Here is a 12,072-nt window from a genome sequence, read left to right on the forward strand (position 1 = left end):
GGGGGTGGGAAGGGGGTCCGGCTGCGGACCCGGGTGCGGCTTCCTGCCCGGGGGCGGTGGCTGTGGCGGGCGTGTCAGGTGCTGGTGCTGGTGCGGGCGGTGGTGCGGTCCGCGGCCTGGTCCGGCACCCGGACCAGGCGGAAGACGGTGGTGCGGCGAAGCGTGAAACCGATGGACTCGTACAGCTTGACCGCTGAAGTGTTCGCCGCGGCGGCGTGCAGGAACGGCGTGTCGCCGCGCGCGCCGATACCGGCGGCGACATGGCGGATCAGCCGGGTCGCCAGGCCCTGGCCGCGATACGCCGGGTCGGTGCACACCGCGCTGATCTCGGTCCAGCCCGGCGGGCGCAGCCGCTCCCCGGCCATCGCCACCAGCGCTCCCTCGCGGCGGACGCCGACATACGCGCCCATCTCGACGGTGCCCGGCAGGAACGGCCCGGGCCGGGTCCGCGCGACCAGGTCCAGTATCTCCGGGACGTCCGCGGGGCCGAGCGGCACCGCCTCCGGGTCCGGCTCGCCGCGCAGCGTGGTCGCCACGAGCTGCACGCCCGGGATCGCGTCACCGCCGGTCCACCCCTCGGGCAGCTCGGCGACCCCGGCGACGGTGAAGGAGTTGCCGGGCCCGACGAGCTCGGCCAGGTCGGCCCACGCACGCGGGTCGGCCGTGTCGGCGACCGCGACGAACGGCGACACGTCGTGGCGGTAGCGGCCAGCCCGGCCGACGAACTCGACCAGATGCCGGTGCGCGCCGCTCATCGAGGCCCAGGTGGCGTTGTCCAGGACGTGCCCGCCGGTCGTCTCCGCCGGGTCCGGTGGGAGGGATTCGTACGACGGCGGTGGCGTGGTCCGAGGGCTGGTCGACATGGTCGCCGCTACTCTCCGTTCGGTTTCCGGTGCGTTCGACGCCGGTGGGCGCCTGCGGGTGCTCGTGTGTGACAACGCCGACCCGGCCCGCGGAAAATCCCGCCGGGCGGGGTCAGGTCGGGGCGGACGGGGTCGCGGCGAGGTCAGGACTTGCTCACCGGCAGGCCGGGCGGGTTGGTCTGCGCGCTCGGCACCGCCTCGTCGCGGAGGTTCCACGTGGCCGGCCACTGCGCGTACGGGCCGTTCTTGACGAGGTGATTGATGGCATCCGACAGCGGCTCGGCCAGGCCGTCGTCGTCCTTCTTGGTGGTGGCGCAGATCAGGCCCCGCAGGCTCGCCCCGGCGCCGGAGAAGGTGCCCGCGCCGCGGGTGGCCTGCCGCCCTCCTCCCGGTCCCGCCCGGTGCCGCCTCCGTCCGGTCGCGCCGCCTACAGCCGCAGGCCCTGGGCGAGCATGCGGACGGGGGCCTCGGAGAGGGCGGGGAGGTCGGGGGTGCCGTCGCGTTCGACCCAGTAGCGGACGACTGCCGTGGACACCGCCATGATCGCGGCGGCGGCGGCGTGCACTTCGAGGTCGTCGGGGCCACGGCCGGTGCGGGCCATGATCACCTCGGCCAGGCGGTCCTGGCTGCGCTGCAACTCGTCCCACGAACGGGCCCTGATCGCCGGGTCGTTGAAGCCGAGCCGGGTGCGCAGCAGCAGTTCGTCCAGGTCCGACTTGATGACCGGGCCGAAGGAGTCCGCGAGTGCGGCCAGCAGCGACTCCATGATCGGCTCACCGGCCGGCCGGGCCAGCAGCGCGTTCGCGAGCACGGAGTCGTAGTCGTCGACGAGGACCACGTCCTCCTTGGTCGGGTAGTAGCGGAAGAACGTGCTCGGGGAGACCTCGGCCGCCTCGGCGATCTGGTCCACGGTGGTGGCTTCGTACCCCTGCTCGGCGAAGAGCCGGTACGCCTCCCGCCTGATCGCCTCCCGGGTGCGCTGTTTCTTGCGCTCCCGCAGGCTCGGTGCCGCCACGGCCGGGGTCTCCTCAGTGCTCATGCCACCGATTCTCCGGGTCGCGCGCCGTCGGCGGCCACCCCGTCCGCCGTGTCGGCCGAGGGCCGGGCCTCTCGCGCGGGTGCGGCGGGGGAACCGGCAGCCGGCGCGGACGCGGGGAGCAGGAGCAGCCCGAGTACGCCCGCCAGTGCCGCGCACCCGCCGCAGGTGAGCAGCACCAGGTCCATGCCGTGGACGAAGGCGGCGTGCGCGGAGGCGAGCAGGCCGGGGTCGTGCAGCCGGCCGGCGACCGCGTCGGCGCCGGTGACCGAGTCCCGCGCGGTATGGGCGGACGAGGCATCCAACCGGTGGACGGCGAGCCGGCCGAGGTAGCCGGCGCTGAGCACGCTGCCGAGCGCGGCCACCCCGAGCACGCCCCCGACCTGCTGGACGGTTTCCAGCAGGCTGGTGCCCTGGCCCGAGCGCTCCGCGGGCAGCGAGCCCATCACCAGATTGGTCGCGGGCACCATCGCGCTGCCGAATCCGAAGCCGATCAGTGTCAGCCACACGGCGGCGAAGCCGTAACCGTCGCCCGCCGCGGTGGTCGCGCCGAGCAGGGCCCCCGCGGCGAGCAGCAGCAGCCCGGCCGGGATCACCAGGCGCGGCCCGAACCTCTTCGCGATCGGCTCGCTGAGGGTGGCGGCGACCATCAGCCCGGCGATCAGCGGCAGGATGCGCAGGCCGGTGCCGAACGCGTCGTGCCCGAGCACGGACTGGAGGTACTGCGGCACCACGAAGAGGATGCCCATCACCGCGAAGTTCACGAACACCGCGAGCAGAGTGCCCCAGCGGAACGCCCGGTCGGTGAAGAGGCCCAGGTCGACCAGGGGGTGCGCGGTGCGCCGCTGCCGTATCAGGAAGGCGGCCAGCACCGCGGCGCCGCCGACGATCCCGGCGAGCACCTTCGGGCTGTCCCAGCCGTCGTCCGGCACCAGGATCGTGCCGTACACCAGGGCGGTGATGCCGACCACGCTGAGTACGGTGCCGGTGATGTCGAAGGGGGCGGCGGCCGTCGGCGTGCGGCCGTGGTCGCCGGGCAGCAGCCAGACCGCGGCGAGCAGCGCGATCGCGGCGACCGGGACGTTGAAGACGAATACCGAGCCCCACCAGAAGTGGTTGAGCAGCCAGCCGCCGACCAGCGGGCCGATCGGCATGCCGAGCGCGGTGGCCGCGGTCCAGGTGGCGATCGCCTTGGGCAGCTCCTGCCGGGAGAAGATCCGCGGCAGGATCGCCATCGACAGCGGCATGATCATCGCGGCGCCGGCGCCGAGCACGGTACGCACCGCGATCAGTTCGTCCGGCGAGCCGGCCCTGGTGCCGACGAGCGAGGCGAGGCCGAAGAGTGTGATGCCGCCGATCAGCAGGCGCTTGTGCCCGTACCGGTCGCCGAGCAGCCCGACCGGCAGCATCACCACCGACAGCGCCAGCAGGTAGCCGCCGCCGATCCACTGCAACTGGGCGCTGCTGGCGCCGAGTTCACCGGAGAGCGTGGGCAGCGCGACGTTGATGACGGTGCCGTCGAGCCCGATGATCAGCACGCTCAGCGTCAGTGCGGCGAGGGCCAGCCAGCGGCGTGGCGAGTCCGCGAGCGGAGGCGGCGGGGGCGGAGGCATCGAAGCGGGCTGAGCGGACGAAGCGGGCTGAGCGGACGAAGCGGGCTGAGCGGACGAAGCGGGCTGAGCGGACGAAGCGGGCTGAGCGGACGAAGCGGGTGGTGCGGTGTCCGCTGGCATCGGCACGGCAGCTTTTTGGGAGTGGACCATATAAAGACAGTACACTCTCAAAAAGCTGCGTCACATCAAATGGTGGTTGGCTTTCATTATCTCGGGAGGTGGCGATGGTGGGCCGCTCAGCTCGCCTTCCGCCCGGACGGCGCCGTCTTCCGCGCCGCCGTCTTCTTCGCGGCGCCCGCCTTGGCTCCGCCCGCCTTGGTCCCGCCGGCCTTGGCCGTACTCGCCCTGGCCGTACTCGACTTGGCCGAGCCCGCCTTTGCCGCGGTCTTCTTCGCGCCCGCCCGCTTGCCCGCCGCGGTCTTCCTCGCGCCGCCGCCCGAGCGTCCGCCCGAGCTCCCACCGGACCGCTCGCCCGACGGCTTCGCCTGCTCCACGGACGCCCGCAGTGCCGCCATCAGGTCCACGACGTTCCCGCCGCCGGCCTCCTCGCTCACCGTCGGCGGCTCCGCGCCCTCCAGCTTCGCGGTCACCAGCGCCTCCACCGCCTGCGCGTACTCGTCGTGGTACGCGGTCAGGTCGGCTTCGCCGAGCGCCTCGATGAGGGTGTCGGCGAGCTTCAGTTCGGAGTCGCTGATCTTGACGCTGCCCTTCGGCGCCGCCTCCGCGGGGTTGTTCAACTCGTCCGGCCAGCGCAGCGTTTGCAGCAGCAGGACGTCGTCGCGCGGCATGATCAGCGCCAGGTGCTCGGAGTTGCGCATCGCGAACTTGCCGACCGCCGCCTTCCCCGACCGCTCCAGCGCCTCGCGCATCAGGACGTACGGCTTGTTCGCGCCCGCCGAGGACGGGGCGAGGAAGTACGGGGTGTCGAGCTGCATCGAGTCCACCGAGGCCAGGTCCACGAAGCCGCTGACCTCGATGGTCTTCGCGGTGGGCAGCGGCAGCGACTGGAGGTCGGAGTCGGTGACCTGGACGAGCTGGTCGTCCGGGGTCTCGTAGGCGCGGCCGATGTCCGAGGCGGTCAGTACCTCCTCGTCGAGCTCGCAGGTCTTCTGATAGCGGACCCGGCCCTGGTCGGCCAGGTGGATCTGCCGGAAGCTGACCTTGTGGCTGGAGACGGCGGAGCCGAGCTTCACCGGTATCGAAACCAGGCCGAAGGCCAGGTTCCCCGACCAGACGCTGCGCATAGCGTGTCCTTTTTGTCAGGCTATGGGACCTTTATGATATGCCGATCACCGAGGTCGAGGGCCGCCGGCTCAAGCTCAGCCACCTCGACCGCGTGCTCTGGCCGGAGACCGGCACCACCAAGGCGGAGCTGCTGGAGTACTACGCCACCGTCGCCGACGTCCTGCTTCCGCACACCAGCGGCCGGCTGGCCAGTTTCGTCCGCACCCCCGACGGCGTGGACGGCCAGCGCTTCTTCCAGAAACGCCCACCCGCCGGTACGCCCGAGTGGGTGAAGACCACCGAGCGGGTGCGCAGCGGCGGCGAGCTGATGGACCAGGTCGAGGTGAACGACCTCGCCACCCTCGTCTGGGCAGGCAACCTCGCCTGCGTGGAGATCCACACCCCGCAGTGGCGCGCCGCCGACCCCGACACCGCCGACCGGCTGGTGCTCGACCTCGACCCGGGCCCGGACCGCACGGTGGTCGACTGCTGCCGGGTCGCCCTCGACCTGCGCGAGCGGCTCGCCGCCGACGGCATCGCGGCCTGGGCCAAGACCAGCGGCTCCAAGGGGCTGCACCTGCTGGCCGCGCTGAACGGCGCCACCCCCGACCAGGCGCGCGCGTACGCCCGGACGATCGCCCGCGAGTTGGAGGCGGCCCACCCGGACCGCGTGGTGTCACGGATGGCCAAGGCGGACCGCACCGGCCGGGTCTTCATCGACTGGTCACAGAACTCGGCGAGCAAGACCACCGCCGTCCCGTACACGGTGCGCGCCCGCGCCCGGCCCACCGTCTCCGCGCCGCTGACCTGGGACGAGGTCGCCGCTGCCGACGCGCCGGCGCAACTCGACTTCGCGCTCGGCGAGATGCCCGCACGGCTGGCGGAGACCGGGGACGCGCTCGCCGCGCTGCTCGACCCGGGCGCCGCGAGTGCCTTGCCGGGGTGACCCGGCCGGCGGCCACGGGCCGGCGTCCACCCGGCGCGCCCCCACGGCACGCACCCGCCTCCCGCCCGCCAGGTATGGGCGACGCGCAGAACCCCAGGTCCGAAATGTCGGTGCAGCCATACGATGCCGGTGCGGCCGATGCGGTGCGGGTGCACGGCCGGCCGCGCGGCGCGGTTCAGCCGCGCGGCTCCCCGTGCCAGCGCCACTTCTCCAGTCGTGGCCGGCCCGGCAGTTCGGCCCGGCCGGTCGACCACAGCAGGGCCGGCCACGGTGCGACGTCCGTCGGGGCGTCGGGGAAGAGCCGGTGCAGCACCCGCGCGCACAGGTGGTCCGGCGGCTGCCAGGGCAGGCCGAACCCGGTGGTGACGTCATGGGTGTGCACCAGCGTCTCCACCACGCCCATCGCCCCGAACCCCTCGGGATCGGAGACCCCGAAGACGTGGTGTGCGCGGACCTGCGGCGAGCTGGTGCGCACCATCGCCACCAGCAGCGCGCCGCACGCCTCCAGTGCCTGGAGCAGCCCGTCCCGGCCCTCCTCGCGCGCCACGAAGATGGTGCTCGACGGCCCGCCCGGCCGCTCCCGCCGCCAGGAGACGGGCACATGCGTGGTCAACGGCGGCACCGCCGGGCCGATCTGGAGGGCGTACGCGAACAGGTCGTCCGCCAGGTGCTCGGTCGTCTCCCAGCACGACCAGTCGAGGCCGCCGGCCGGCCGGTCCCAGCCGTCCTCGGGCGCGTACGACAGCGCGCGCACCGACAGCCGTACGGCCAGTGCCACGTCGTCGGCGCCGATCGGCCCGGGGGAGTGGGAAGTCGGTGTGCTGGTCATCGGTTCCGGAGCTGATCGGTCCACGCCCGGCACCGTATGCCGACTTCGGCGCGGCGGCCAACCTGTTTGCGCGGACCGGCCCGTCGGCTCACTCGGATCGAGCACAGGGACGGGCCGGAACTCACCTGGGCGTGAACGGTGTTACCGCAGCCGCGAGGTCAACGACCTGCGCGCCCGAGCGGTGCCGATGCGGTGGCTGCCGCGGCGACGCAGAACTCGTTGCCCTCCGGGTCGGCCATCGTCACGTGATGCCCTGCGAACTCGGCGAGGACGATCCCACCTGCCCGCACCAGGCGTTCGGTCTCCGCGACGATCCGTGCCCATCGCTGGTCGGGACCGCCGTGTCCCGGCACGCGGATGTCGAGGTGCAGCCGGTTCTTCGCCGTCTTGGGCTCGGGGACCTTGAGGATGCTCAGGCGGGGCCCGACGCCGTCGGGATCGCAGAGCCACGCGGCGTCGTCCACGGAGTCGTCGGCCGGCGGGTCGAACTGTGCGAACCACTCCGCGCGTGTTCTGAACGGGGCCGGCGGCGGCTCGTCGACGTACCCGAGGGCCGTCTTCCAGAAAGCGGCGAGGAGTTGTGCGTCCGCGCAATCAAGCGTCAGATCGATGCCGGCTGCCATGGGCCGACCGTACCCCGCGCCTCTGACAAGCACCTTCGTACACGCGCCACCCGGGCGGCCGTCCCCGGGTCAGATGGGAGCGGCCCGGTCCGAGGCATCGGCTCGGACCGGGTGGTGACGGGCGGGGCTGACGGCCGGGGCCGCCGGCTGCGCGGCGCGGAGCCGGAAGGTCGCGTTCGAGGCCGTCCAGCTTCAGGGGATCACCGGTGCTTGAACTCCTCGATGGCCGTGCGGACCGTCTCTCCCAGGGCGTCGCTGCCGGCGTGCCCGGAGTCCTCGATGATGTGCAGCCGTGCGTCCGGCCAGACCTTCGCCAGTTCCCACGCGGTCTGCACCGGGCTGCCCGCGTCGTGCCGGCCGTGTACGAGCACCGCCGGGATGCCGGCCAGCTTGTGGGCGTTGCGCAGGAGTTGGTCCTCCTCCAGCCACGCGTCGTGGCTGAAGAAGTGGGCGCAGATACGGACGAACGCGATCTGCTCGTCGATCTCCCGGTTGCTGTACATGCCGGGCGTGCCGTTGGGCTCGTCGGAGACGATCGCGTCCTCCCAGGCGAGCCAGCCGGCGGCGGCCTTCTCCCGGACCGCCCGGTCGGGGTTCTCCATCAGCCGCGCGTAGGCCGCCGTCAGGTCGCCGCTACGCTCGTCCTCGGGGACACCTTCGCGGAACCGGTCCCATGCCTCGGGGCGGAACCGCCCGGCGCCCCGGTAGAGCCAGTCGATCTCGGTGCGGCGGGTCATGGTCACCGCGGGGATGACCATCTCGCTGACCCGGTCGGGATGCTGCTGGGCGTAGGCCAGGATGAGTGTCGCGCCCCAGGAGGCGCCGTTCAGTAACCACCTCTCGATGCCGAGGTGTTCGCGCAGCCGCTCCATGTCGTCGATGAGGTGCTGCGTGGTGTTCAGGCTCATGTCCGCAGCGGGGTCGCTGGCGTGCGGGGTGCTGCGACCGCAGTTGCGCTGGTCGAAGCGGATGACGCGGTAGCGTTCCGGGTCCCAGGCCCGGGTCGGCCGCCGCATCGCGCCCGCCCCGGGGCCGCCGTGGGCGATGAGAGCGGGCTTGCCGTCAGGGTTGCCGAGCTGCTCGTAGTAGATGCGGTTGCCGTCCCCGGTGTCGAGAAGGCCGTGGTCGTAGGGACTGGTCGGGGGGTAGAGAGAAACCATGGCCGTTGATTCTATGGTGCGACGGGCGTATTGCGCCCGGTGCGCCAGGCATACGGCTCGGGCGGAGGCGCGGACCGCGGTGGGCGGATCCAGGTCGCCGTAGAGGTGTGGGAGCCGGACGTGTTGACGAGTTTCGTACGGTCAGAACGGTGCGGACTACGACGTGGTGGCGTCCGCGCCGGTGCGAAGGGAGGGCTCGGCGGCGAGCAGGGTGAGTTCGTCGTCGGTGAGCAGGCGTGAGCGCAGCAGGAAGCGGACACCCTCCGGGGCCTCCAGCGAGAAGCCGCTGCCACGGCCCTTGACCACGTCGACCGTGAGGTGGGTGTGGCGCCAGTAGGCGAACTGGCTCGCGCTCATCCAGAACGGGGTGTCGCCCGCCACCTTGCCGAGCAGCACGTCCACGGCGCCGACCCGGAACTCGCCGCGCAGATAGCACATCGGGGAACTGCCGTCGCAGCAGCCGCCGGACTGGTGGAACATCAGCGGGCCGTGCCGGTCGGCGAGTTGTCCGAGCAGTTGCTCGGCGGCGGGGGTCAACTCGACCCGGCGGACCGGCTCGGCCGGCTCGGCGGGGGAGGCCGGGGGAGTCATCGCAGCCCTCCGTTTCCTGACGGGACAGCCGGTCGGCGGGCGCGCGGTCCCTGCTCCGCACCCCGATCGCCGCTCCCACGGCGGTCCGTCCCGCTCCTGCGATGTTACTGCCGAAGTCGCCTGCCGAACCCGCTCGTCGGGGCCCGCGTTGTGCGCCGCGGGCCGGTCGTGGCAGGTGCTCGTGGCCGGTCAAGGTTCGTCCGCGCAAGGCCGACCCCGGGTTCGTACGTCAGCGGCGGCCACGGCCCGGTAGCGCTGCTCGGCACCCTCGGGGTGTGGCTGCTGCTCGTACTGGTGCTCCAACTGCGCCACCACGGCTCGGCCGACGAACGCCTCTCGTCGCTCACCGCGACCTCCGCCTCGACGCTGCTCACCGTGGTCGCGGGCGGCTACCTCCTCACCGCCACCTCGCACGCGGGCTCCGACCCGGTCGTGGTCGGGGCGGTCGCGGTGGCCGCCGCGACGCTGGTGCGCGCGGTGCGGCTGCCGGGCGGGGAGCCGGTCTCGCTGGTCGCCTCGCTCGCCGTCGCCGCCGCCACCGGGGCGCTCACCGGCCCGGCCACCGGCTTCGGCACGGGCCACTCGGTGCTGCTCGCCGCCGCGGCCGGCGGCTGCGCGCTGATCGGCCTGCGGGTGGCCAGCTACGACTGGCCGTCCCGTTTCGTGCACTTCACCGCGGGCGTCGCGCTGCCGCTGACCGCGGCCGCCCCGGTCGTCTACGCGCTGGGCGTGGCACTGACCTGATCGGCACCGTGAGATAAATGATCGGCCCGGCGGGAACCGTTCGGGCCCCGCCGCCCGTCAGGCGTTGCGAACGAGTCGAACGGTAGAACGGTCAACAGCCGGGGGAGAAACCCATGCGCGCGGCGCGAATAACTCTGATCGTGGTCCTGGTCCTGGGCGCCATCTTCGTCGGGCTGGACCGGATCGCGGTGTACGTCGCCCAGAACAAGGCCGCCGGGCAGGCCCAGACGTCGGAGGGCCTGACCGACAAGCCGAAGGTGGGGATCAAGGGCTTCCCGTTCCTCACCCAGGCCCTCTCCGGCAAGCTGCACCACGTGACGATCAACGCCGACGGTGTCGCGGCGGCCAGCGGCGGCCAGACCGTCCAGGTCGAGGACTTCCACGCCGACCTGTACGACGTGAAGCTCTCAGCCGGCTACAGCCAGGCCAAGGCCGACCGCGCCACCGGCGAGGCGAAGATCAGCTACGAGGAGCTGACGAAGGCCGCGCCGGACGGGATCACCGTCTCCTACCCGGGCGGCGGCGCCACGGACACCGTGCGGATCACCGGCTCCTACCTCGGCACCCACCTCAGCGTGCTCAGCAAGCTCAGTGTCGTGGACCCGAAGTCCGGGGCCGCTCCCAACACGATCCAGCTGCACGCCGAGGGGCTGCCGAAGGAGTTCACCGCGCTCGGGCTGGAGACCAAGCTCCGCAACCAGATCGACTTCACCCCGGAGCTCACCCACCTGCCCGCGGGGCTGGGCCTGACCTCGGTCACCACCGGCCCGGACGGCATCACGATCAAGTTCAGCGGGCGGGGCGTGGTTCTCGCGGGCTGAGACACCGGCGTCTCAGCCCGGCGGAATCGGCCGCCTGTGCACCCCTCGCGAACCGCTCGAACGCGTGCGCGAGGGGTGTTCTGCGTATGGCGCCCGCAACACGTCTTGTTATATGGACAATCTCGTCTCGCCATCCGATACACCGGTGACACTTCGCGGTTTATTTCCCTACGATCGGGACTCATGAAGCGACAGGCGGACCTCACGAAGCGGCGGGCAGTGGACCTGTGCCGCGTGGCCGCCATGCTCTGTCGACTTTCCTGAAGGGCGTCCGTCCCGCCGCAGTACAGCGGCTCCACGGCCCCATGCGGCCGGCCCGCCCGCCCTCCCACCTGCCGTAAGGCAGCCCCGACGCGCCCGCGCCCTTCGACGCAAGTGACCGCGCCACCACACATTCCGTACTGCCCCGGAGGAGATCAGCATGAGCCGCAGTGACGTCCTGGTGGACGCCGACTGGGTCGAGGCCCACATCGACGACCCCAAGGTGGTCCTCGTCGAGGTGGACGAGGACACCTCTGCCTACGAGAAGAACCACATCAAGAACGCGGTCCGCATCGACTGGAAGTCCGACCTCCAGGACCCGGTCCGCCGCGACTTCGTCGACCAGGCCGGCTTCGAGGCGCTGCTGTCGGCCAAGGGCATCGCCAACGACGACACCGTCGTGCTGTACGGCGGGAACAACAACTGGTTCGCGTCCTACGCGTACTGGTACTTCAAGCTCTACGGCCACGACGCGGTGCAGCTGCTCGACGGCGGCCGCAAGAAGTGGGAGCTGGACGCCCGCGAGCTGGTCGAGGAGGTGCCCGAGCGCGCCGCGACCACGTACCGGGCCAAGGCCCAGGACACCTCGATCCGCGCCTACCGTGACGACGTGGTGGCCGCGATCGGCGCGCAGAACCTGGTCGACGTGCGCTCGCCCGACGAGTTCTCCGGGAAGCTGCTCGCCCCCGCGCACCTGCCGCAGGAGCAGTCGCAGCGCCCCGGCCACGTGCCGAGCGCCCGCAACATCCCGTGGTCGAAGAACGCCAACGACGACGGCACCTTCAAGTCGGACGACGAGCTGAAGGCGCTCTACGCCGAGGAGCAGGTCGACCTCGCCAAGGACACCATCGCCTACTGCCGGATCGGCGAGCGCTCCGCGCTCACCTGGTTCGTGCTGCACGAGCTGCTCGGCGTGGACAACGTCAAGAACTACGACGGCTCGTGGACCGAATACGGGTCCCTCGTCGGCGTGCCGATCGAGCTCGGCTCGAACTGACCCGACCAAGACGAGGCGAGGACTGAACCTTATGTGTGGAGCGAAGGCCGGCGGCCCGGACCTGGCAGGAGTTGACGTGGCGAAAGAGACGATCATCCAGGGGTCCGTGACCCGCGACGGCGAGCCGGTCAGCGGCTACGTGCGGTTGCTGGACGGCGGCGGCGAGTTCACGGCGGAGGTGCCGACCTCGGCCACCGGGCAGTTCCGCTTCTTCGCCGCCCCCGGCACCTGGACCCTGCGCGCACTCGTGCCGGGCGCCACGGTCGACCGCACGGTGGTGGCCCAGCAGGGCGCCGCGTCCGAGGTCGCCATCGCCGTCTGACCCGGGCCCGGAAACCCGGACGGGCCGCACCCCGCGCAAGGG

The 12,072-nt window shown here is 72.1% G+C and carries 12 protein-coding genes and 1 pseudogene; 5 read left to right on the forward strand and 8 right to left on the reverse strand.

The window, feature by feature from the left end:
• Positions 1 to 74 precede the first annotated feature (74 nt).
• The 4 genes from AC13HU_RS19325 to ku form a co-directional block, all read right to left on the reverse strand.
• Complete coding sequence (locus tag AC13HU_RS19325; protein WP_483043151.1) at positions 75 to 863, reverse strand: GNAT family N-acetyltransferase; 789 nt, start codon at positions 861 to 863, stop codon at positions 75 to 77.
• Between the two features lie 427 nt (positions 864 to 1,290).
• Positions 1,291 to 1,902, reverse strand: a complete 612-nt coding sequence (locus tag AC13HU_RS19330) for an acyl-CoA-like ligand-binding transcription factor (protein WP_483043152.1) — start codon at positions 1,900 to 1,902, stop codon at positions 1,291 to 1,293.
• Positions 1,899 to 3,512, reverse strand: coding sequence for a DHA2 family efflux MFS transporter permease subunit (locus AC13HU_RS19335; RefSeq protein WP_483043153.1), 1,614 nt, complete (start codon positions 3,510 to 3,512; stop codon positions 1,899 to 1,901). The genes AC13HU_RS19330 and AC13HU_RS19335 overlap by 4 nt, the downstream gene beginning before the upstream one ends.
• A gap of 236 nt (positions 3,513 to 3,748) precedes the next feature.
• Complete coding sequence (ku, locus tag AC13HU_RS19340) at positions 3,749 to 4,756, reverse strand: non-homologous end joining protein Ku (RefSeq protein ID WP_483043154.1); 1,008 nt, start codon at positions 4,754 to 4,756, stop codon at positions 3,749 to 3,751.
• 38 nt (positions 4,757 to 4,794) lie between these two features.
• Here ku and ligD point away from each other — a divergent pair, with 38 nt between their 5' ends.
• On the forward strand, positions 4,795 to 5,682 hold the full coding sequence (gene ligD, locus AC13HU_RS19345; protein ID WP_483043155.1) for a non-homologous end-joining DNA ligase: 888 nt from the start codon (positions 4,795 to 4,797) through the stop codon (positions 5,680 to 5,682).
• A gap of 175 nt (positions 5,683 to 5,857) precedes the next feature.
• Here the strand turns inward: ligD and AC13HU_RS19350 are convergent, their stop codons facing one another.
• The 4 genes from AC13HU_RS19350 to AC13HU_RS19365 form a co-directional block, all read right to left on the reverse strand.
• A complete protein-coding gene (locus tag AC13HU_RS19350; RefSeq protein WP_483043162.1) occupies positions 5,858 to 6,511 on the reverse strand; it encodes a hypothetical protein in 654 nt (217 codons plus the stop codon).
• 158 nt (positions 6,512 to 6,669) lie between these two features.
• The gene (locus tag AC13HU_RS19355) at positions 6,670 to 7,134 is read right to left on the reverse strand and encodes a VOC family protein (protein ID WP_483043156.1); all 465 of its coding nucleotides are present in this window, start codon (positions 7,132 to 7,134) and stop codon (positions 6,670 to 6,672) included.
• 200 nt (positions 7,135 to 7,334) lie between these two features.
• Positions 7,335 to 8,294: a prolyl aminopeptidase gene (gene pip, locus AC13HU_RS19360; RefSeq protein WP_483043157.1), complete on the reverse strand. Its 960-nt coding sequence runs from the start codon at positions 8,292 to 8,294 to the stop codon at positions 7,335 to 7,337.
• A 156-nt stretch (positions 8,295 to 8,450) separates the two neighbouring features.
• Positions 8,451 to 8,885 carry a DUF779 domain-containing protein gene (locus AC13HU_RS19365; RefSeq protein WP_483043158.1) on the reverse strand — a complete coding sequence of 145 codons (435 nt, stop codon included), beginning with the start codon at positions 8,883 to 8,885 and terminating at the stop codon, positions 8,451 to 8,453.
• 240 nt (positions 8,886 to 9,125) lie between these two features.
• Between AC13HU_RS19365 and AC13HU_RS19370 the strand changes: the two are divergent.
• From AC13HU_RS19370 to AC13HU_RS19385, 4 genes and pseudogenes are all read left to right on the forward strand, one after another.
• Positions 9,126 to 9,629: pseudogene (locus AC13HU_RS19370) on the forward strand (hypothetical protein); the annotation flags it as partial.
• A gap of 113 nt (positions 9,630 to 9,742) precedes the next feature.
• A complete protein-coding gene (locus AC13HU_RS19375) occupies positions 9,743 to 10,450 on the forward strand; it encodes an LmeA family phospholipid-binding protein (protein ID WP_483043159.1) in 708 nt (235 codons plus the stop codon).
• Between the two features lie 421 nt (positions 10,451 to 10,871).
• The gene (locus AC13HU_RS19380; protein ID WP_483043160.1) at positions 10,872 to 11,708 is read left to right on the forward strand and encodes a sulfurtransferase; all 837 of its coding nucleotides are present in this window, start codon (positions 10,872 to 10,874) and stop codon (positions 11,706 to 11,708) included.
• Between the two features lie 31 nt (positions 11,709 to 11,739).
• Complete coding sequence (locus AC13HU_RS19385) at positions 11,740 to 12,030, forward strand: DUF1416 domain-containing protein (protein WP_483043161.1); 291 nt, start codon at positions 11,740 to 11,742, stop codon at positions 12,028 to 12,030.
• The last annotated feature ends 42 nt before the right edge of the window (positions 12,031 to 12,072 follow it).

The sequence above is a fragment of the Streptomyces sp. NH27 genome (genome assembly GCF_056859195.1).